This is a genomic window from Paraburkholderia sediminicola, from assembly GCF_902859805.1.
Lineage (GTDB): Bacteria > Pseudomonadota > Gammaproteobacteria > Burkholderiales > Burkholderiaceae > Paraburkholderia > Paraburkholderia sediminicola.
The window spans coordinates 714,880-736,256 of sequence record NZ_CADIKC010000002.1 but is presented as its reverse complement, the minus strand read 5'-3'; the positions used below and the strand labels follow the sequence as shown (position 1 = coordinate 736,256).

Annotated in this window: 20 protein-coding genes; 12 read left to right on the top strand and 8 right to left on the bottom strand. The window is 60.3% G+C overall.

The genetic code is table 11. The annotated features are described in order from the left end of the window. Positions 1–53 precede the first annotated feature (53 nt). Together R8871_RS11840 and R8871_RS11835 are read right to left on the bottom strand one after the other, a co-directional pair. Entirely contained in the window at positions 54–1,331 is a 1,278-nt protein-coding gene (locus R8871_RS11840; protein ID WP_175050607.1) for a paraquat-inducible protein A, read from the bottom strand. A gap of 443 nt (positions 1,332–1,774) precedes the next feature. Next, a complete protein-coding gene (locus R8871_RS11835) occupies positions 1,775–2,371 on the bottom strand; it encodes a TetR/AcrR family transcriptional regulator (protein WP_175050606.1) in 597 nt (198 codons plus the stop codon). A gap of 294 nt (positions 2,372–2,665) precedes the next feature. On the opposite strand from R8871_RS11835, the gene R8871_RS11830 reads away from it, so the two are divergent. Together R8871_RS11830 and R8871_RS11825 are read left to right on the top strand one after the other, a co-directional pair. After that, on the top strand, positions 2,666–3,328 hold the full coding sequence (locus tag R8871_RS11830) for a DUF3313 domain-containing protein (RefSeq protein WP_175050605.1): 663 nt from the start codon (positions 2,666–2,668) through the stop codon (positions 3,326–3,328). Positions 3,329–3,459: 131 nt separating this feature from the next. Beyond that, positions 3,460–3,681: a hypothetical protein gene (locus R8871_RS11825; RefSeq protein WP_175050604.1), complete on the top strand. Its 222-nt coding sequence runs from the start codon at positions 3,460–3,462 to the stop codon at positions 3,679–3,681. Positions 3,682–3,707: 26 nt separating this feature from the next. On the opposite strand, the gene R8871_RS11820 is transcribed toward R8871_RS11825, so the two are convergent. Continuing rightward, positions 3,708–4,139 (bottom strand): hypothetical protein, encoded by a 432-nt coding sequence (locus R8871_RS11820; protein ID WP_175050603.1) that lies wholly within the window; start codon positions 4,137–4,139, stop codon positions 3,708–3,710. A 127-nt stretch (positions 4,140–4,266) separates the two neighbouring features. Next, positions 4,267–5,895 (bottom strand): methyl-accepting chemotaxis protein, encoded by a 1,629-nt coding sequence (locus R8871_RS11815; RefSeq protein WP_175050602.1) that lies wholly within the window; start codon positions 5,893–5,895, stop codon positions 4,267–4,269. A gap of 219 nt (positions 5,896–6,114) precedes the next feature. On the opposite strand from R8871_RS11815, the gene R8871_RS11810 reads away from it, so the two are divergent. The 4 genes from R8871_RS11810 (at position 6,115) to R8871_RS11795 (ending at position 10,014) form a co-directional block, all read left to right on the top strand. After that, positions 6,115–6,378, top strand: a complete 264-nt coding sequence (locus R8871_RS11810) for a DUF1488 family protein (RefSeq protein ID WP_175050601.1) — start codon at positions 6,115–6,117, stop codon at positions 6,376–6,378. A 287-nt stretch (positions 6,379–6,665) separates the two neighbouring features. Then, positions 6,666–7,070: an Hsp20/alpha crystallin family protein gene (locus R8871_RS11805; RefSeq protein WP_246287534.1), complete on the top strand. Its 405-nt coding sequence runs from the start codon at positions 6,666–6,668 to the stop codon at positions 7,068–7,070. 33 nt (positions 7,071–7,103) lie between these two features. Further along, entirely contained in the window at positions 7,104–9,500 is a 2,397-nt protein-coding gene (lon, locus tag R8871_RS11800) for an endopeptidase La (RefSeq protein ID WP_175050600.1), read from the top strand. Positions 9,501–9,540: 40 nt separating this feature from the next. Continuing rightward, positions 9,541–10,014, top strand: coding sequence for a hypothetical protein (locus tag R8871_RS11795; protein WP_175050599.1), 474 nt, complete (start codon positions 9,541–9,543; stop codon positions 10,012–10,014). A gap of 95 nt (positions 10,015–10,109) precedes the next feature. Here R8871_RS11795 and phnY read toward each other — a convergent pair whose 3' ends face one another. Continuing rightward, positions 10,110–11,564 (bottom strand): phosphonoacetaldehyde dehydrogenase, encoded by a 1,455-nt coding sequence (phnY, locus tag R8871_RS11790; RefSeq protein WP_175050598.1) that lies wholly within the window; start codon positions 11,562–11,564, stop codon positions 10,110–10,112. Between the two features lie 13 nt (positions 11,565–11,577). After that, positions 11,578–12,813 (bottom strand): phosphonoacetate hydrolase, encoded by a 1,236-nt coding sequence (phnA, locus tag R8871_RS11785; RefSeq protein ID WP_175050597.1) that lies wholly within the window; start codon positions 12,811–12,813, stop codon positions 11,578–11,580. Positions 12,814–13,096: 283 nt separating this feature from the next. Between phnA and R8871_RS11780 the strand changes: the two genes are divergently transcribed. The 5 genes from R8871_RS11780 to R8871_RS11760 all read left to right on the top strand — a co-directional run bounded on the left by R8871_RS11780 (position 13,097) and on the right by R8871_RS11760 (position 19,709). Further along, positions 13,097–14,107: a putative 2-aminoethylphosphonate ABC transporter substrate-binding protein gene (locus R8871_RS11780; RefSeq protein WP_246287553.1), complete on the top strand. Its 1,011-nt coding sequence runs from the start codon at positions 13,097–13,099 to the stop codon at positions 14,105–14,107. Positions 14,108–14,233: 126 nt separating this feature from the next. Further along, positions 14,234–15,325, top strand: coding sequence for a putative 2-aminoethylphosphonate ABC transporter ATP-binding protein (locus tag R8871_RS11775; RefSeq protein WP_175050727.1), 1,092 nt, complete (start codon positions 14,234–14,236; stop codon positions 15,323–15,325). Continuing rightward, complete coding sequence (locus R8871_RS11770) at positions 15,322–17,049, top strand: putative 2-aminoethylphosphonate ABC transporter permease subunit (RefSeq protein ID WP_175050595.1); 1,728 nt, start codon at positions 15,322–15,324, stop codon at positions 17,047–17,049. The genes R8871_RS11775 and R8871_RS11770 overlap by 4 nt, the downstream gene beginning before the upstream one ends. Positions 17,050–17,083: 34 nt before the next feature. Continuing rightward, positions 17,084–18,214: a 2-aminoethylphosphonate--pyruvate transaminase gene (locus tag R8871_RS11765; protein WP_175050594.1), complete on the top strand. Its 1,131-nt coding sequence runs from the start codon at positions 17,084–17,086 to the stop codon at positions 18,212–18,214. Between the two features lie 106 nt (positions 18,215–18,320). After that, positions 18,321–19,709 carry an FAD-dependent oxidoreductase gene (locus R8871_RS11760; protein WP_175050593.1) on the top strand — a complete coding sequence of 463 codons (1,389 nt, stop codon included), beginning with the start codon at positions 18,321–18,323 and terminating at the stop codon, positions 19,707–19,709. Between the two features lie 72 nt (positions 19,710–19,781). Here R8871_RS11760 and R8871_RS11755 read toward each other — a convergent pair whose 3' ends face one another. Further along, on the bottom strand, positions 19,782–20,504 hold the full coding sequence (locus R8871_RS11755; RefSeq protein WP_175050592.1) for a phosphonate utilization associated transcriptional regulator: 723 nt from the start codon (positions 20,502–20,504) through the stop codon (positions 19,782–19,784). Between the two features lie 104 nt (positions 20,505–20,608). On the opposite strand from R8871_RS11755, the gene R8871_RS11750 reads away from it, so the two are divergent. After that, complete coding sequence (locus tag R8871_RS11750; protein WP_175050591.1) at positions 20,609–21,010, top strand: DUF302 domain-containing protein; 402 nt, start codon at positions 20,609–20,611, stop codon at positions 21,008–21,010. A 21-nt stretch (positions 21,011–21,031) separates the two neighbouring features. Here the strand turns inward: R8871_RS11750 and R8871_RS11745 are convergent, their stop codons facing one another. After that, complete coding sequence (locus tag R8871_RS11745; protein WP_154562529.1) at positions 21,032–21,325, bottom strand: DUF1330 domain-containing protein; 294 nt, start codon at positions 21,323–21,325, stop codon at positions 21,032–21,034. Positions 21,326–21,377 lie beyond the last annotated feature (52 nt).

The following is a 21,377-nucleotide window of genomic DNA, read 5'->3' as shown; positions in this document are numbered from 1 at the left end:
CAACGGCGCTCGGAAAACCGGACGTATCCTGATCATCTTTCTGTCCGGACAACTCATTCACGTTCTGACTCCATTGCGTCCCAGATGAGGCGCGGGTCGAATGACAACGCCGCGAACATGGTCAGCACAACTACCGCGCCGAAGGCAATCGATCCGGGACCTGCGTCAATTGTTGCGAGCGAACCGAATTGCACGAACGCGACAAGGATGGTGATCACGTAGATATCGAGCATCGACCAGCGACCGACAAACTCAATCACTCGATAAATACGCGTGCGTTGATGGGGAATTCGCGGAGAGCGCAACTGGGTACTCCACGCGAGATAGGCTAGCGAAAGAATCTTGAGCACGGGCACCACGATGCTTGCGATGAAAACAATGATTGCCAGCAGCCACGACCCAGAGGTCCAGAGCAACACCACGCCGCTCAGAATCGTGTCGGAGCGCGTGCCAAACAAGGTGCTGGTGACCATCACCGGCAGCAGAACGGCGGGGATGTAGAGGATCATGGCGCCAAGCAGGAACGCCCACGTGCGAACCAGACTATTGGGCTTGCGCAAGTGCAGCACTGCGCCACAACGTGGGCAGATTCCGGCGTGGACATGGGGGAAAAGCGGCTTTGAGAGCAGGCCGCAATCGTGGCAGGCGAACAGACCAGCGCGTGCGGCGGTTGCTGCTGTGACGCTTGCATTCTGCGCGTGTGCCACGCCGCTGTCGCGACGCAACGTGTCGATGCGCGCCCATAGATCGCGGGGGTTAAACGCAACAGTTGCTGCGGCAAGCAGAACCATCACGGCGCCGAACGCCCACGCACCCACTCCGGGTACGACTGTCGCGATGTGCTGGAGTTTGACGAGCGCGATCAGCATGCCGACCATCAGCACCTCGATCATTGCCCATGGCGCAACGTGCCGCAGCACACGAAGAACGATTTCTGGTTTGTGGGGAAATCCGCCTGTATGCAACGGCAGGAGAAGATAGATTACCGCTGCTATGTTCAATGAAGGCATCAGAAGCGTGGTCACGAACACAAGGCCGGCGATGGGCCACATGCCATCTGCGTAAAGCGCGGAAGCGGCGCCGAAAAGAGTGGTCTCGACAGAGGCCCCATTGACCCAGAGTTCAAAGATCGGAAAGCGATTGGCGACAGCGAAGAGGATCGCCGCGGCCAAGGTGAACGCCAGTGCCCAGTCGTGCGACATCGACACGTTTCGGTATCGGTAGAGCGCTGCACCACATCGTTGACATTGCGCTGAGCCGCGCTCAACGAGCGGCGTTTCTCGCTGAAGGAAGTCACATTCGTGACATGCGATCAAGTTGTCTCTGTTCATCTTCTGCATCCGCTCGTGGAAACACGATCCAGAAACGCCCCAATCTGACTTTTGGGGTGAGGGTCGTAAGGGAATAGGCATCGGCTAACTCAATGGGGCTGGGCCCAATTGGCCGTTGCCTTCGACCGTGTCTTTCCGGGAGGTCCCAGAGCTGACGATTCAGGTGAGGCCTCAGCGTAGCATTGCAAATACCATCTGTAAACCGGATAGACGGTTTGTGTTGTGCGAAAAGTGTCGCTGCAACCAGGGCAATACGCATGCGTTCGGAGTGTTGTGCTTTCGACCTAACGGATCAAGGCGACCTGGGAACTGAGGCGTGTGAAAACGCCTCCGATCGCCTAATGGAATGTGATTGGTGCGCGGTTCGCGCTGTGTCTCGAACGGCGCGTTCGGCGCAGCGTGGCTAGTCAGTCAACCTCGCGCTCCATGCGCGCCAGTGTCGGTTAGCGAGCGGACCGCTTGCGAGGCTTGGGTTGTGGAACCTGCGCCGGCCAACTCTCTTCGTCAAGAAGACGATCGAATAGTCTGTTCCGCGCCGAATTGCTCAATTGCGACAGCCCCATCAAAGAATGAAACGCGAGACCGCTAGCCGCAAAGTATCGCAACAATGACAAGTCGAGGTCAGGCGCTTCATCCTGCAACGCCTTCATTTTCGCCGTATCAGACGCCTTGATGCTTTCGAGCAATTCGGGACTCTCAACAAGCGCCGCAAGAATGGCCCGTGCCACGGAATGTGGCTGATTCGAGGATTCCCGATACATTGCAATCTGGGCTGCAAGCGTTGGCTCCGCCTTTGACGCGCCTTCCTTCGCGATATATTCGCGTCCGATTTGCTCGAACTGAATCTGATGCTGTTCCAGCAACGCGCACAGTACTCCGTGCTTCGTGCGGAACTGGTGAAGCAGTCCACCCTTGCTGATGCCACTTTCACGCGACAGCGAATCGAATGTAAGCCCGCCCACACCGTCTCGGGTAAGGATGGTGAAAGCGGCGGCAATCGCTTTTTTGCGGGAAATCTCCGAGCGGGTCTGGTTATCCATTATCGATATTGATGACGTTGCGACGATTGCAGCGCGCACCTGACCGCCGGCGCGCCTCTCTTCTGTTGATGGACAAATCGCCGGCCGCAACACACTGCTGACGATTGGCCTTACGTACCGCCCGCGGAGCAGGCGGCCTCCTGACAAAGCGTAATTGTACGCGCTCAGTTTTTTAATGTACAGACCGTCTGGACGGTTTACATCTTATTCTGCCGATGCTACTGTGGCGACCTGATCAGTTCTCGCCTGAACTGAGCGCCACCTGGCACTTAACTGGCTTTCGAGGAAACCTAAATGTTCAAGAACAAACTAGTCCCGCTTCTTTTCACCGGAGTCGCGGTGCTAACCCTGACAGCGTGTGCCGGCGTGCAACCGGTGGCCTACACGGGCATCGCGTCGTCGTCGCAGTTGAAGCAGAACCGCGATGACGACTCAGGCAAGGTTCCCTACAAGTACGCTACTTCAGTTGCCTGGCCCCAATACACGCAGGTGATACTGGACCCGGTCACCGTGTATCAGGGCAACGACAACCAGTTCGGCGACCTGAAGGAAGCCGATAAAGCGGCGTTAGCCGATTACATGGGGAAGACGTTTTCCGAGAAACTCGCGAAGCGGTTCAGTGTTGCGAACCAGGCCGGCCCGAATACGCTGCGGATCAAGCTGACGCTCACTGGTGCCGAAAAAACGACGTTGCTCGTCGGACAGTTCATGCATTTCGACCTCGCGGGCAATCTCTATAACGGCGTACAGGCAGTCCGCGGGGGGCAGGGTGCATTCAGCGGATCGGTGACTTACTCCGTCGAGGTCTTTGACGGCACTAGCGGCCGTCTGCTGAAGGCATACGTTTCGAAGCAGTATCCGAATGCCATGAATCTGCCGGCAGCCTTTGGCTCGTTGGGCGCTGCGAAGACCGGCCTCGACAAGGGCGCGGATGCCCTGGTGGAACAGCTTCGTTAAGCGGTTTGACTGTTGCCCGAGCATCGCGCGTGGTTCGGCGGATATTCTCAGCGCGCAATAGCCCAAAGTGACGGGGCACCGGAACGCCGCAGCGATAGCGCGGCTGTTTCGGACTTCTATGAGGTTTGCGAATGCGACCCTTTGCCGAAATCGTTGTTTCCTTCGCGTCCCCGCCCTTGATGGTTGCGATCGTTTTCTCGGTCGCGTACCTGCTGGTGGGGATTCCGGTCCATTTCACGCGTGGCGCGACCGCCAGGGACTGGCTCGGCACCCTGGCCGGTATTTTCGCCGCACTCGCATACATCGTGCTGGTTGTGGGCTTTTATCCTGGTGTTCAAACTGCGGCACGATAGACGCGCTTCTCGGCCGACCGCTGACGCTAGCGCGATTTTCGCAAACTGGCCATGATCGTATTGATCTGCGTATCGAAGTGTTCGAACCACACCTGTGTCGCTTCTAACTGCGCGATGACCTCCTGAAAGTGCGCTTCACTCGCTTCGACGGCGTGCTCAGCATCGACGATCGTCTCGGAGGTAGTCTGCGTGCCAAGCGCAAGCGCGGCGAGCGACTTGATCTCGCCGCGGGCGCTGTGAGTCTGGGCCGTGAGTTCAGTCAGTAACGCCCTCAGCATTTGCAACTGATCGTGCCAACCGTTCTCCGAACGACGCAACTCCGCGATAAAAAGACTAATGTCAGCGCCCGGGGAAATGTTTGCCAGGGCGGTGGTGCTCTGTCGCAGGTGATCGAGCACGGCGAGACAACCGTCGGCGCGCTCGATCAGCCCCTTCGCCTGATCATGCGCTTCGGTCATCCGCGCCTGAAGTGCTGTGGCACGGGCGCAAAGCCGCGCCTGTAGGACAAACGTCTGCGGATTCACCGGCAAGTGCCCATCTGTAGGAGTGCGTGGATCGCGATGGAAAACGCGTACATGGGGTTGCTCAACGCGCAGCCATCGCGAGATCGCGACGGACGCTCAATGCATTGCTTCCGACGGCGCGCGCAGGCGATCGTGCGGACTCCGTCTCCGTCGTACTGAACACGAGAATGGCGTCCAGCAGCTTCGAAGACTGCTCCTCGAGGGATTGCGCTGCTGCCGCGGCCTGCTCGACCAGTGCTGCGTTCTGCTGGGTCACGTCGTCCATTTGCGTCACGGCCTGGTTGACCTGTTCGATACCCCGGCTCTGTTCCTCCGAAGCGGCGGCGATTTCCCCCACGATGTCGGCGACCTGCCTGATCGCCTGCTTGACCTGTCCGATGGTGACGCCCACATCGGCCGCCTGCTTTGAGCCGCCCTGGATCATCGCAACGGACGTGCTGATCAATTCCTTGATTTCCCGTGCAGCGGTGGCCGAACGTTGCGCAAGACTGCGAACCTCGCTCGCGACCACCGCAAAACCACGGCCCTGCTCACCAGCACGCGCGGCCTCGACTGCCGCGTTCAGTGCAAGAATATTGGTCTGAAATGCGATCCCCTCGATGACGCTCGTGATATCGCGGATCTTGCTGGAGCTTTCGCTGATCCGGCCAATGCTTGCCACCATGTCCTGCACCGCCTGATTGCCGGCGTGCGCCATGTCTGTTGCGCCCGAGGCCAGTGCGTTCGCCTGACGGGCATTGTCCGCGTTCTGTCTGACGGTCTCAGTCAACTGCGTCATGCTGGCTGCCGTTTCCTCCAGCGACGCTGCCTGCTCCTCCGTTCGCGCGGACAGGTCGAGATTGCCACTCGCGATTTCGCGTGAAGCGACTGTGACTGACTCGGCCGATGCTTTGATACCGCGAACGGTATCGCTGAGTTTAGCGTCCATGGTTTTCAACGCGTCGAGCAGCAGTCCAAATTCACCGCGTATATCGACGGTAATCCGGTTTTCAAGCTTGCCCTCGGCGATCCGGTTGGCAATGTCGACTGCCCGGTTGAGTGGCCGCGTAATCACTCGCACAAGGTAGATCGACATGCCGCCCGCGATCAGTACGCCTGCGCAGAGGAGCGCGACGGTCACTATGAGCAGCGTTCTGTAGGTCGATTCACCGTCGTCGGCAAACTGCTTCGCCTCGAGTACATTAATTTTCGTGTCGTCGCTCAATGCAAGATTCAATACGTCAGCGAGATCCCCTGTGTTGCTGATCAGGTCCGATGCCGCATCGAATTTCCCGGCTTTCAGAAGCGTAATGATATTGCCGGTCTGCGCAGTTATTTCCTTGAGCGCGCGGTCCGCCCGGTCGGCGGCCTCACGTTCGGTCGGGCTCGATACTTCTGCGGGATAGTATTGCGGCCAGTCCTTACCGATTGTTGCGAGCTCGCTCAGAACAATCGGCAACATTTTGTCGACTGTGGCGGGCGTTTTTTCGACCTGAATGCGCCTGAGCTTGACCCTGATGTTCAGTTGCGCCGCGCGTACCTCCGAGATCTGCGCAAGCGGAACCACGGTACCCCCGTACGTCTCGCTCATGTTCGAGTTCAGTCTTGCCAGCCCAACGATCGCCATCGCGCCCATCGCGGCCGTCAGTGCGATGCAGGCACCGAGGACGATAATGATCTTGAACCGGATGGTGTAGACGAATTTATTCACTTTGTCTCCTTCGGGAAGCTTTCAGTGGACGCGATGTTGCACCAAAGGAATTGGCGGCGCCTTACTGGGTATACGGCGACGCCGGGATGCGGCTTGATGTCAGGATTTCCTGATTTTTAACTAGGTATATCCTGCACGTTCGCGTTACCGTAAGAGTCCGTAACAGTTAGATCTTTCGTGCTAGGCTTCTTGCACAGCTAGCTGCCAATGGAGGCGATGATGGCTGACAACATTGAAGGGATTAGTGTCGCAAATGACGGCGAAGCCGTTAAGTTCGGCATCAGAGTCGACAGCGTCCATCACTTCTGCATTGTGAGCAGGGAAGTGCTTAAGGAGTTGTCGCAGCAGGGTGGCCACAAAAGCGATTTGTTGCAGGAGTTCGAGCGGCACCGTGAGTTGATCAGTGAGAAAGCCGCACTTGCAATTCGAAACGGTTCGAGGGGAGACCCGCTACCACTCGGCATTGAACTCTTCCTTCCTTAGCGTAAAACGCTAACCTCCCCTGGGGGCTGACATCGGTCCCCATCCGCACAACAGCGCAAAACCCGATAGTAACTATTGGTCGTATTGATCAGTACATCGACATTTCGACCTCTATCGAGCGTGATCAGGCTGACTACAATCAATGGGTCCAGTAAGACGTCGAGGCCACCTGGCAGGACTAGTTGGTGCGGTGCACTCCCCTCCCGCTTACTTGACACGCGTGCACCGTTGGCCTTTGATGAATGGACAGCCAATGTTGGGCTGACAGAACAGGCAGGGAGCCAGCCGTGACATCCACCCGCCATACCATGATGTGGGAAGCCGCCGTCGATGCGCTAGAGCGCGCCGAGCGACTGCATCGCCAGTTTTTCCGCCTGGCCGGTCAGCATGCGCGGGTGCCGATCTGGGAGCCGCCCATCGAGGTGTTCGAGCATGACGGCCGGCTGGCGATCGTGGTGGCGCTGCCGGGCGTGCCGCCCGATCAGGTCAGCCTGGACCTGGAGGGCGGGACGCTGGTCGTTGCCGCTGAGAGGACACTGCCTCGGGCCTTCGCCGGGGGGGCGGTCCATTGCATGGAAATTCCCTATGGCCGCTTCGAGCGACATATCCGGCTTCCGGCGGGGCGCTACCGTCTGGCCGGGCGCGACTCCGAGCACGGTTGCCTGCTGCTGGACTTCGAGAGGCTGGATTGAGTCCGGCGAGCGTCGGCGAATCGAGGAACGAAGATGAGTACGGATAGCGAGAAAGAGGCTTCCGAGTCGACTCCGGTACGCCCGGGCGCGGTTCCGACCCCTGCACTCCCACAAGACAGTCTGATCCTGCTTCCGGTCCGCAATGCCGTGCTGTTTCCGGGCATGGTGTTGCCGCTGACGGCTGGGCATGGGCAGATCAAGGACGACGTGCAGGCTGCCGTCAAACGCCAGCAGCCCTTGGGCATCGTGCTGCAACGCGATCCTCAGGTGCAGGATCCGCCGTTCGATGGCCTCAACACGATCGGCACCGTGGCAAACGTGCTGCGCTATGTCACCAGTCCGGACGATGGCGCGCATCACCTGATATGCCAGGGTGTGGAGCGCTTTCGTCTGATCGCGCCGGTGGACGGCCTCGGGTTCCGGGCTGCCCGGGTGGCGCTGCTGCCCGACACCGCGCCGAGTGACTCCGCGATCGACGCACGCGTGCTGGTTCTACGGCAACGCGCCGGGGAAATGATCGGACTGTTGCCCAATGCAGGCGGTGAACTTGTGAGGGCATTGGACGCGATCGAGTCGCCCGGATTGCTGGCCGATACCGTAGCGGGTCTGATCGACATCCCGCCGGCGCGCAAGCAGGACATCCTGGAGACGCTCGATCTCTGCAAGCGGCTGGACAAGGTGCTCGACGCCGTCGCCGGACGAATCGAAGTCCTTCGTTTGTCGCAGGAAATCGGCGAGCAGACGCGCGGCCGGCTTGATCAGCGCCAACGCGAGATGATGCTGCGCGAGCAACTCCGCACCATTCAACACGAACTCGGCGAGAGCGCCGACAACCGGGAAGAAGCCCGCAAGCTGGCTGAAGCGATTGAAGCCGCTCATATGCCGCCGGATGTCGAAACTCATGCCCGCAGGGAACTCGCCCGTCTGGAACGGATGCCGGACGCTTCCTCCGAATACTCCATGAGCGTGAGCTATCTCGAGTGGCTGACCGAATTGCCTTGGGCACTTCCGCCGGAAGCATCGATCGACATCGCTCAGGCGAGGCAGATTCTGGATGAAGCGCACTTTGGCCTCGACAAGGTCAAGCGCCGCATCCTTGAGTATCTTGGCGTCAGAAAGCTCAATCCGAACGGTAAGGCACCCATTCTTTGCTTTCTCGGGCCGCCTGGGGTGGGCAAGACTTCGCTGGGCCAGAGCATCGCTCAAGCACTGGCGCGGCCCTTTGTTCGCGTTAGTCTGGGCGGCGTGCATGATGAATCGGAAATCCGCGGCCATCGGCGCACCTATATCGGCGCCATGCCCGGCAATATCGTCCAGGCGATCCGCAAAGCGGGGGCGCGCAATTGCGTCATGTTGCTGGACGAACTCGACAAGCTCGGGCATGGCGTGCACGGTGACCCCGCTGCGGCGATGCTCGAGGTCCTGGATCCCGAGCAGAATGCCTCGTTCCGGGACAACTACATTGGCGTGCCGTTCGATTTGTCTGCCGTCGTGTTCGTTGCTACGGCCAACCAGCTCGACGGTATTCCCGGACCTTTAAGGGACCGCCTCGAGTTTCTCGATCTGCCCGGTTACACCGAGGCCGAGAAGTTTCAGATCGCCCGGCGCTTCCTGGTTCCACGCCAGTTGGAAGCGTGCGGGCTGACCCCCACGCAATGCGAGCTGAGCGACGAGGCTCTGCGGTCCATCATCCGCGACTACACGCGCGAAGCAGGTGTGCGCAGCCTGGAGCGGCAGATTGGCTCAGTGTTTCGGTATGTTGCGTTACGCGTTGCCGAGGACCCGGCCACGCATGAGCGAATCGAGCCCGATCGCTTGCCGTCGATATTGGGTCATCACCGCTATGAGCGCGAAGTGGCCATGCGCACCAGTTTGCCGGGTGTGGTGACCGGACTGGCATGGACACCCGTTGGCGGCGAGCTGCTTTTCATCGAGGCTAGCAGTACGCCGGGCGGAGGCCGGCTGGTGCTGACCGGCCAGTTGGGGGACGTGATGAAGGAAAGCGCCCAGGCCGCGCTGACCTTAGTCAAGTCGCGCTGCGAGGCGCTGCATATCGACTGTTCGGGCTTCGACAAACGCGACATTCATGTCCACGTGCCGGCCGGCGCGGTTCCAAAGGACGGCCCGAGTGCCGGGGTAGCCCTGTTCATTGCGATCGCTTCGCTGTTGATGGGGCAAGCCGTGCGCAGCGATTGCGCTGTGACGGGCGAGATCAGCCTGCGTGGCATTGTCCTGCCAGTAGGCGGCATCAAGGAAAAAGTGCTTGCCGCGTTGCGCGCCGGCATTGGGACGGTACTGCTGCCCGCGCGCAACGCGGCGGACCTGGAAGACATCCCGGCCGACGCGCGAAGCCAGTTGCGCTTCGTGCTGCTGGAGACGGTGGATGATGCGCTGCGCGAGTTAATTGAAACCAAGTCGGTGAAGCGCTGATAGTGCCGCAGATTACTCACTCTTCAATGGGGACCCAATAATGAAAACCGAACATCTTCCCAATCAGCGACTCAAGGAGCGCGAAAAAGCCGGACCGCACCTGACCGCTCAGGAGCACCTGGGCCTGAACGGTAGGATCGCCCTCGTCATCACCAACGCGGTTGGCACGATGTGGTGCGCCTATGTCTTCGCGGTGATCGCGCTTATCAGCTTGCCATCTGCTGTTCAGGGTGGAGTGTCGACGCTGATCGCCTGGATCGCTCAGACTTTTTTGCAGTTGGTGCTGCTGTCAGTCATCATGGTGGGCCAGAAGGTTGCGGCCGCGGCTTCAGACAAGCAGGCGCTACAGACCTACAAGGACGCCGAGGCGCTTCTGAATATCCAGGATGAGATGCACCGGCTCATCGAGATCAACAATTCGCTAACCGAAGCAATTCATCGTGCGGTCATAGCGAAGGGAACCTCACCGGCCGAGCAACCGAAAGTTTCTGGCGACTCCAGCCGGCCAGCGTGATTCAAGGCGACCCGCGGGGCAGTACGGGCGCGTGATGAGAAGCGCATCAGCGCTTCTCATACTTACCTCACACTTACCGCGCCCTCACATCACACTCACCACGGCAGCGAGTAAGTCTTCGTATTGGTAAAGCTCTTCATGGCTTCCTGCACCCCTTCCTTGTAGCCGAGTCCCGAGTCCTTCACGCCGCCGAACGGCGTGAGTTCGAGCCGATACCCCGGCACTTCGCGCACATTCACGCTGCCCACTTCCAGTTCGGTAATGAACCGCGTGATGTAGTCGAAGCGATTCGTGCAGACCGACGATGACAACGCATAGTCCGTGCAGTTCGACATGCGGATCGCTTCGTCGATATTGGCAAAGCGCATGATCGGCGACACCGGCCCGAACGTCTCGTACTTGACGAGCGGCATGTCGGGCGTGACACGGTCGACCACCGTCGGCGAGTAAAGCGCGCCGTCGCGCAGATTGCCCGCAAGCAGACGGGCGCCGCGCGACAAGGCGTCGTTGACCTGGCGTTCGCAGAACTGCGCGGCCGCTTCGTCGATGACCGTTCCCATATCGACCGAACTATCCGCCGGATTGCCGTACTTCCACGCGCGTGTCTTGTCCACGACGAGATCCGTGAAGCGGTCGGCGACCGATTCGTGTACCAGCATGCGCTTGATGGCGGTACAGCGCTGGCCCGAATTCTTGTACGAGCCGGACACCGCGAGCGAACTGGCTTCGTCGAGATCGGCGTCCTCCATCACGATGATCGGGTCGTTCCCGCCGAGTTCGAGCACGGCGCGCCGGTAGCCCATGCGCGAGGCGATCGATTTGCCGATCGAGACGCCACCGGTGAACGTGATGAGATCGATCGCAGGGTTCGTGATCAGCTCGTCGGCAATCACGCTCGGGTCGCCCGTCAACACCTGCAGCATCTGCACCGGCAAGCCTGCCTCATAGAGTATGTCGGCAAGCAGATAGCATGACAGCGGCACTTTCTCCGAAGGTTTCACCACGATGCGATTGTTCGTGGCAATCGCCGGCACGATCTTGTGCGCGACCTGATTCATCGGATGGTTGAACGGCGTAATGGCGGAGATCACGCCCAGCAGCGGATCGCGTTGCGTGTAGACGCGGCGTTTCTTTCCGTGAGGCGTGAGGTCGCACGAGAAAATCTGGCCGTCGTCTTTCAGCACCTCGCCGGCGCCGAACACCAGCACGTCCGCGACGCGTCCGGCTTCGTAGATCGAATCCTTCTTGCACAGGCCCGCTTCCGCCGTGATGACAGCGGCGATTTCTTCGGTGCGTGCACGCACGGCATCGGCCGCACGACGCAGGATCGCAGCGCGCTCGTAGCGGGTCAGCGTCGGGCGATACGCGCGCGCGAATTCGAACGCGCGGCGTACGTCCTCGAGCGTCGCTTTCGGCACGGTGCCGACGAGCGTGCCGTCGTAAGGATTGCGCACTTCGATCACTTCGTCGCGGAAGATTTTTTCGCCGGCGATACGCAGCGCTTCATGACGCACCTGCAATTGAGCCTTGATTTCAGCAACAGCGTTCATGTCTGATCCCCGATCATTGAAGATGGTTGAGTGCGATATCGATGATGTCGAAGTTGCGTAAGCGTGCCCGCTCGCCCACCGATTTCGCGACCGGCTGATTGAACAGAAGCGGCACGATCTGTTCAGCAAGGCCGCCATGCGAGCGCAGCGGCACGTCGAGGCCGGACAGATCGTGCTTGATGCGCCGCGTGCCGAGCACCACGTCTTGCGTTGAAATCACGATGAGGTCGCCCATGCGCGCGGGCGGAAGTTCGAAGCGCGCGCAGCCTTCGGCGCCCGTCAGCACCAGTTCGATGCCGGGTTCCGCGGCGAGCCGGCGGCGCGTTGCTTCGAGATCGGCCGAGGCGGGAAGATAGACCGTTGCGAACGATCCGAGCGCGCCGTGATGCACGACGTACGGGTCCGTGATCGGCAGGATCACGCGGGCAGCGTCCTCGCCGAGCCATTCGTCAAAGCACTCCTGCAGATAGATCACGTTGGGCTCGCCGTCTTCGTTGTGCTTTGCATTCATCCCGTGATCGGCGGTGAGCGCGACGATCGCGCCCAACTCGTCGAGCCGCTGCAGATAGCCGTCCATCATCTGATAGAACGCGTTGGCGCCAGGCGTGCCCGGGGCGCACTTGTGTTGCACGTAGTCGGTCGTCGACAGATACATCAGGTCGATGTCGCGAGTTTCGAGCAGGCGCACGCCGGCCGCGAACACGAACTCGGACAGCTCCGCGCTATAGACGCTCGGCACCGGCTGACCGACCAGTTCGAGCAGGTTGTCGATGCCGTTTTCCTCGAGCGTCGCTTCGTCGGCTTTCTCCGCCGAGAAGCAGATGCCCTTCAGGCCTTTGCCGAGCAGCCGGCGCAGTTTGTCCTTTGCCGTGACCACTGCAACGTGCGCGCCCTGTTCGGCGAAACCGGCGAGCACGGTAGGGGCGACCAGGTACTTCGGATCGTTCATCAGCACCTCGGTGCCGCTGTCGCGATCGAAAAAGTAGTTGCCGCTAATGCCGTGCACAGCGGGCGGCACGCCGGTCACGATCGACAGATTGTTCGGGTTCGTGAAGCTCGGCACCACGCATTCGCCCTTGAGCGACGTGCCGGGATGCAACAGCGTGGCCAGAAAGGGCGCCACTCCCGCCGCGGCCGCCATCTCCAGATATTCATACGCGCAGCCATCCACGCAGACCACGACGACGGGTCTGCGCATCCAGTTGTAGCTGCGGCCGTTCACTTCAATGGAAACCGGTGCTTCGCTCATGACATGTCCTCTTGGCTAGGGTAAGTCGGGTAATGGCAATGTGGCGTTGTGTGGCAAAGTGAGGCAATACTTGACATTAAAATTGATGCTTTGTAGATTGTCAACAACAGACAACAAATCGCAAATCATCAACCGCAGTCGTCAGCAGTTGCTTAAGAGGCTTGCAACACACAGTCGTCCCGTAGCACCGGTCGTTTTCGTCGCTGGCCGCGACGCCACTTTCTCAAGGGGTCTGGAAATGAAGGAACAGTCGTGGTTTAAAGCTGGTAGAGGTCGTCTGAATATGGCGTTGCGCTGTCTGGTCGCCGCCACCGTCACGCTTGGCGCTGTTCAGTTCGCGCAGGCAAAAACGCAGTTGCTGGTCTATACGGCGCTCGAAGACGAAGCGATGAAGCCCTATAAAGACGCGTTCGAAAAAGCCAACCCGGATATCGAAATCCGCTGGGTGCGCGATTCGACCGGCGCGGTCACCGCCAAGCTGCTCGCCGAAAAGAACAATCCGCGTGCCGACGTGGTGCTCGGGCTCGCTGCATCCAGCCTGACGCTGCTCGATCTGCAGGGCATGCTGATGCCTTACTCACCGAAGGGCTTCGACAGTCTGACGCGCAAGTACAGCGACGCGAACACGCCGCCGCACTGGGTCGGCATGGACGTGTGGGGCGCGACGGTCTGCTACAACCGCGTCGAAGCGGAGAAGCGCCATTTGCCTAAGCCCACGTCATGGGAAGACCTGACCAAGCCTGTTTACAAAGGCATGATCGTGATGCCGAGTCCGGTGTCGTCCGGTACCGGCTATCTGGACGTGACGTCCTGGCTGCAAACCTTCGGCAAGGACAAGGGCTGGCAGTACATGGACGCGTTGGACAAGAACGTCGCGCAATACGTGCACTCGGGTTCGAAGCCCTGCACGCTTGCCGGCACCGGCGAATTTCCGATTGGCATCTCATTCGAATTCCGCGGGCATGAGTTGCAGGCGCAAGGCGCGCCCATCGATCTGATCTTCCCGAAAGAAGGCTTGGGCTGGGACATGGAAGCCACCGGCATCATGAAAACGACCAGGCAGCCGGACGCGGCCAAAAAACTCGCGGACTTTATGGCCAGCAAGGAGGCCAATGAAATCACCGCGCAATGGTGGGCGATCGTTGCCTACCCTGGTGTTGCGAAGAAACTCTCCGGTATCCCCGACAACTATTCGGAACTGCTCGTGAAGAACGACTTCACATGGTCCGCAAAGAACCGCGACGCAATTCTCGAAGACTGGCAAAAGCGCTACGGCAACAAGGAACAAAAGTAAGGCCGGGTTCAGCCAGGTCTTGACGAGCGCCGGGGCGCGCATTGCGTGAGCCCCGAACAACGCAGCGATGCGGTGCACGGCAGTGCGTCGCGCCACGTCGACATGCAAGCGGAAGCGGAGGAGCAGATGACAACGTATTTGAGCGTAGAGCGGGTCTACAAGCGGTTCAACGACACGCCGGTTCTGGAGGACATCAATCTTGGCGTGAAGAAGGGAGAAATGCTCTGCTTCCTCGGGCCGTCGGGATGCGGCAAGACCACTTTGCTGCGCATCATTGCCGGGCTTGAAACACAAAGTGCTGGTCAGATCACGCAGGATGGCCGCGATATTTCGCGGCTGCCGCCTCAGCTTCGCGATTACGGCATCGTGTTTCAGTCGTACGCGCTGTTTCCGAATCTGACCATCTTCGACAACGTGGCCTATGGTCTTGTGAATCGCAAGATGAAGCGCGCGGCGATCGCCGATCGTGTGAACGAATTGCTCGCCCTGGTTGGTTTGCCGGATGCGCAGAAGAAGCATCCGAACCAGTTATCCGGCGGGCAGCAGCAGCGTATCGCGCTGGCGCGTGCGCTCGCCACATCACCGGGTTTGCTGTTGCTCGACGAGCCGCTCTCGGCGCTCGATGCGCGTGTGCGTGTGCGGCTGCGCCAGGAAATCCGCCAGCTGCAGCAGCGCCTCGGCGTGACCACGATCATGGTGACGCACGATCAGGAAGAAGCGCTATCCATGGCCGACCGGATCGTGGTGATGAATCAGGGTGTGATCGAGCAGATCGGCACGCCACACGAAATCTATCGCGAGCCGGCCTCGCCGTTCGTTGCCGATTTCATCGGCAAGGTCAATCTGATTCCGGCCGAGGTGGCGCGCGACGGCAGTCTCAAAGCCGGCGCCATCGCGCTGCGCTACGGGTGCGGATCGGAGCGCGCGGTGCTGGGTTCGAAAGTGTCGGCGTTCGTGCGCCCGGAAGACATTCACCTCAGCGCGCCGGGCAACGAGGCGGACAACCTGCTGCCCGCCTCAGTCGAGAAGCTGGAATTCCTCGGCGCGTTCTGCCGGGTCAGCTTCAAGGTGGACGGGCTCGGCGAGCAGGAGATCGTCGCCGACCTGTCGTTTCATGAAATGCATCGTACCCGCCTGCAGCCGGGGTCGCGCTTCAATCTGGCTATCAACCGCGAACACGTGTGCGTCTTCTCCGCCGCGAAGGAGCGACTCCAATGAGCGCCGTTCTGATCGAGCGCCGCAGCGGCGAGGAAAGTCACGCCGAGGTGCGCCAGAAGAGCCATTGGCATGACCGGATCGCGCAGTTGGCGCTGGTGTTGATGTCCGCGTTTCTCGGCGTGTTTCTGCTGTTGCCGCTGGCGTTGGTGATCGGCAAATGCTTCGTCGATGCGGATGGCCATTTCGTCGGACTCGCCAATTTCACCGGCTATCTGGTGGATTCCGGCGTGTGGACGTCGACACTGCACTCGGTCACGGTGGCTTGTCTCGTGACGGCGATCGTGATTCCGATGGCCTTTACGTTTGCGTACGCGCTGACCCGTTCCTGCATGCCGATGAAGAACGCCGTTCGCACGGTCGCGCTGCTTCCGCTGCTCGCGCCGACGTTGTTGTCCGCGGTGTCGTTCATCTACTGGTTCGGCAACTCGGGCATCCTGAAGCCCTTGCTTCACGGGCATTCGATCTATGGGCTGCCGGGCATCGTATGCAGTCTGGTGTATGCCGCGTTTCCGCACGTGCTGATGATTCTCGTGACGGCGCTGTCGCTCTCCGACGGACGTTTATACGAAGCGGCCGAAGCGATGGGCACACGCCGTGCGCGCAAATTCTTCACGATCACATTGCCGGGCGCGAAGTACGGCCTGATCAGCGCGACGATGGTGTCGTTCACGATCTGCATCAACGACTTCGGCGTGCCGGTCGTGATCGGCGGACCTTATTCGGTGCTCTCCACCGACATCTATAAGCTCATCATCGGCCTGCAGGACTTCAACCGGAGCGCGGTGGTCAGCCTGCTGCTGCTCTGTCCGGCGCTGGTCGCGTTCGCCGTCGACTTCTTCATTCGCCGCAAGCAGCAATCGCAACTCGGCGCACGCTCGACGCCTTATCAGCCAAAACCCTCGCGTGGTTTCGACATGGCGATGCTGGGTTACTGCGGATTGATCTGCCTGCTGTTATTGGCTGTGGTCGGTATTTCGGTGTTCGCTTCGTTCGTGAAGTTCTGGCCGTATCAGATGAGCCTCGGCTTGCAGCACTACAAGATGGGACTGATCGGCGCGGGGATTTTCGATGCGTACAAGAACAGCCTGAAAATGGCCGCGTGCGTGGCGATCGGCGGCACCATCATTGTTTTCGGCGGCGCGTATCTGGTGGAGAAAACACGTGGGCCGCGCTGGTTACGCGGCTTTATCAATCTGTGCGCGATCCTGCCGATGGGTGTGCCAGGTCTCGTGCTCGGCATCAGCTATATCTTTCTGTTCAACTCGCCCGCCAATCCTTTGAACGGTCTTTACGGCACGCTCGCACTGCTCGCGATCGTCACGGTGGTGCATTACTACTCGTCAAGCCACTTGACCGCGGTCACCGCGCTTCGTCAGATCGACAACGAGTTCGAAGCAGTGTCGGCTTCGCTGAAAGTGCCTTTCTACAAGACGTTTTTGCGCGTCACCGTGCCTGTATGCCTGCCGTCGATCCTGCAGATCGCACGTTATCTGTTCGTCAACGGCATGACGACGGTGTCGGCGGTCGCGTTTCTCTATTCACCCGACACGCAACCGGCCTCCGTCGCCATTCTCAATCTCGACGACGCCGGCCAGATCGGACCGGCCGCGGCGATGGCCACGCTGGTCCTCGTGACGGCGGCGTTCGCCTGCGTGCTGTTTGCCTGCGTATCGCATGGCGTATTGCGTAGAACCCAGGCATGGCGCACCACGCGCCGTGGCTGAAACAAGTCTTCATCAAGATCGATAAGGAGCTACTGTGAATCTGCCTTCCCAGCCCATTCTGCTCACACCCGGTCCGCTCACGACCTCAGAACGCACGCGTCAGGCGATGCTGCGCGACTGGGGATCGTGGGACGGTGATTTCAATCAGATCACTGCTCGTGTTCGCCAGCAGACGCTGCGCATCGTGCATGGCGAAGACACGCATGAATGCGTGCCCTTGCAAGGCAGCGGCACGTTCTCGGTGGAAGCTGCGATCGGCACGCTGGTGCCGCGCGATGGGCATGTGCTGATACCGAACAACGGCGCGTATTGCCAGCGCATCGCGAAGATTTGCCGCGCACTCGCCCGTCGCCACCAGACGCTCGACTATCCCGAAGACACGCAGGTCAAAGCGGCTGACGTCGATCGCGCGCTAGCGGCTGACCCGAGCATCACGCACGTCGCACTCGTGCATTGCGAAACCGGTGCCGGGGTGCTCAATCCGCTGCATGAGATTGCCATGGTTGTCGCAAAGCACGGTCGCAGTCTGATCATCGACGCGATGAGTTCTTTCGGCGCCATCGACATCGACGCGCGTCAAACGCCGTTCGACGCGGTCGTGGCCGCTTCCGGGAAATGTCTGGAAGGTGTGCCCGGCATGGGCTTCGTGATCATCCGCCGCAGCACGCTGGAGCAATGCGAGGGCAACAGCCCCTCGCTCGCCATGGATCTGTACGATCAATGGGTCTACATGAACCGCACCACGCAATGGCGTTTCACGCCGCCCACTCACGTCGTCGCGGCACTCGATCAGGCGATCGCGCAATACATGGAAGAGGGCGGTCTTGAAGCGCGCGGCGCGCGCTATGCGAGCAATTGCCGCGCGTTGATCGAAGGCATGGCCGTGCTCGGTTTTCGAACCTTTCTCGATCCTGCGATTCAGGCGCCGATCATCGTCACGTTTCACGCGCCTGATGATCCCAACTACGACTTCAAGACGTTCTATACCGAAGTGAAAAAGCGCGGCTACATCCTGTATCCGGGCAAGCTGACCCAGGTAGAAACATTCCGAGTCGGCTGTATCGGGCACTTTGGTGATAGCGGTATCCCCGGCGCTGTCGCCGCGATCGCCGATACGCTGAAGGCCATGGGAATCAAACAGGTATCGGCGAAAGCGTTAGCCTGAGTTGGCCTGAGCATGTCCACGCGCGAAGGCTTCTTTCCGTTGACGCGAGGAGAAGTCTTTCCTTTCGCCGCGTGGCGTTAAACCGTTGTATCAATGTGAGCAATTCATGCGCCCGTTCTGGATTGAACAAGCACTCTTCGCCGATGGTTCATTGGCGCCCGCACTGCAAGGTGCGACGACGGCCGATGTTTGCATTGTCGGTGGTGGTTTCACCGGTTTGTGGACCGCCATCCAGGCGAAGCAGAAGAAACCCGATCTCGACATCGTGATCATCGAGAGCGACCTGTGCGGTGCGGGCGCGAGTGGCCGCAACGGTGGCTGCCTGCTCACGTGGTCGACCAAGTTCTTTACGCTGCGGCGTCTGTTTGGCGAGGCCGAAGCGATCCGGCTGGTGAAGGCATCCGAAGCGGCCGTGGGACGGATTCGCGATTTCTGTGTCGAGCACGCGATCGATGCCGAGCTTCGGCTCGACGGCACGCTCTACACGGCGACATCGCGTGCGCAAATCGGCCTGCTCGACCCGGTGATCGCCGCACTGAGTGAACACGGCATCAATTCGTATCAACATCTCGCACCAGACGAAGTGGTGAGCCGTTCCGGTTCGGCGCGCAATCTCGGCGGCGTGTATTCGCCGGTCGCCGCAACCGTGCATCCGGGCAAGCTCGTACGCGGATTGCGGCGTGTCGCGATTGAAATGGGCATTCGTATTTACGAACGCACGCCGATGCTCGACTTTACGTCCGGCGAGCGTGTGACCGTGCGCACGCCGGCTGGCAGCGTCACAGCGCCCAAGCTGGTGCTCGCGATCAACGCGTGGATGGCGAGCCGCTTCAAGCAGTTTGAGCGCACGCTTGCTGTCGTTTCGAGCGACATGATCGTCACCGAGAAATGCCCGGAGCTGCTGCAGCAAATCGGCTTGAAAGACGGCGTATCGGTGCTCGACTCGCGCATCTTCGTCTACTACTATCGCAGCACGGCGGACGGCCGGTTGATGCTCGGCAAGGGCGGCAACACCTTTGCCTGGCGCGGCCGGATCGCGCCCGTGTTCGACCAACGCTCGCCGTATGAAGCGGATCTGACGCGCAGCCTGCACGATTTCTTCCCGGCGTTGCGCGATGTGCCGGTCACGGCGAGCTGGAACGGTCCGTCGGATCGTTCGGTGACGGGTTTTCCGTTTTTCGGCAGGCTCGAGGACGCGCCGAACGTGCTTTATGGCTTTGGTTATTCAGGCAACGGTGTTGGGCCGACCTATATGGGTGGGCAGATTCTGTCGTCGCTGCTGCTTGAACTCGACAACGAGTGGACGCGGAGTCCATTGACGCAGGGACCGTTGGGCTATTTTCCGCCCGAGCCGATCCGCTACGTGGGTTCGATTACCGTGCGCGACGCGATTCGGCGCAAGGAGCGCGCGGAAGACGAAGACCGGCAGCCCTGGCTGGTCGATCGATTACTCAGCAAGCTCGCCAATGCTGCGGGGAAGTCGGATAAAGCTTAGTGTCATGACGGCCCCGCGCCGCTGAGTGCGGGGCCGCGTGCGCAGTTGTCAGGCCCTGCTTCAGGCCCTGTTTCAGACGCTGCCTGCATTGTCGCTATTGCCGGCAGACGCCGCCCAGTGCTCGTGGGCACGCCGCATTCTCGCGAGCCCATGCGCGACGTGTTCGCGCACGAGCGCGACGGCGCTTTCCGTATCGCCCCTGGCGAGTGCGTTGACGATTTTCTCGTGTTCCGTCACCGACGTTGCCAGCGCGCTCTTTTCCGATTCGATTGCGGCCTGACGCAGCAAACCAAGCTGGCGAACGAGATGCCGATAGGTTTCGATCAGGTGCTGGTTGCCGACGCCCGTCACCATCGCATCGTGCAACTGGACGTTCAATGCCGTGTAACGCGTGAGATCGTGATCCTTCTTCGCTGCTTTCATCGACGTGATGATGCCTTTGAGCGTGGCGAGCGTTTCAGGCGTCATCCGATTGGAGAGTGCGCGGGCGACCGATTCGTCCAGCATGGCGCGAACTTCATAGATCTCCTCGGCCTCGCGTAGCGACAGCGCGCGCACCGTGACACCGCGGTTTTTCTCCGTCTTCAGCAAACCTGCCTGTTCCAATGCGCGGAACGCCTCGCGCAGTGGCCCGCGCGACACATTCAGCCGCGTGGAGACTTCGACTTCGTTCAATTTCTCTCCCGGGGCGAATTCCCCCGAGACGATGCTGCGTTCGAGCATTTCCTGCACTAGCGTCGCAAGGGAATGCCGCTGCAGCAGTTCGATGGCGCTGGACGTGGTTGACGTGGTCATGATCGGCGATTAGAACAAAGGATGGGACAACAGATCGTCGGCTTCTTTGACCATAGCCTGCCAGCTTGTCTATTGTCAACAATCGTCAATACCCGGAGAAATCCATGTCCAGTCTCGCAGCCGATAACGGTATCGTCACCGTACCCACGCAACGCACGGTCGACCAGGCCGCCGACGCACTCGCCTCGCTGATTCAATCGAAGAACATCATCCTGTTCGCGCGCATCGATTTCGCGGCGGATGCACAGCGCGCGGGGCTCGCGATGCTGGCGTCACAGTTACTTGTGTTCGGGAATCCGCGGGCGGGGACGCCGCTGATGCAGGCCGTGCCGAGCGCAGCGCTCGATCTGCCTCTCAAGGTGCTGGTGTGGCAGGACGGCGACGGCCGGGTGTGGCTCTCGTATAACGCAACGAGCTATTTGCAGGCGCGGCATGGCGCGCCTGCGGAGTTGATGACAGCTATCGACGGCATCGGTGCGCTCGTGCAGGCCGCCGCGGCCGGCTGAGCGCAGCATCGCTATGCGTTATTACTCGACGCCGCGAACGATACGCAGGTCGCGCTCGACACCGTCGCCCAGCGCTTCAAGCGCTTTCTTGTACGCGTCGCTCTCATAGGCGGCAACGGCCTGCTCGTAGGTCGGGAACTCGATCACGACCGTTCGCTCCTTCAAACCTTGCTCATGTGCTTCTTCGGCGACGCCGCGCACGATGAATTTGCCGTTGGCGGCCGCCACTGCAGGCGCTGCCAGTTGCGCATACGCGGCCAGTTTAGACGGGTCCTTCGTCGCGCGGTATGCGGTCACCCAATATCCCTTGCTCATGTGAATCTCCTGGTTTTGCGGCGTGAAAGTAGTGGTCGCGTTGCAAAGCAAC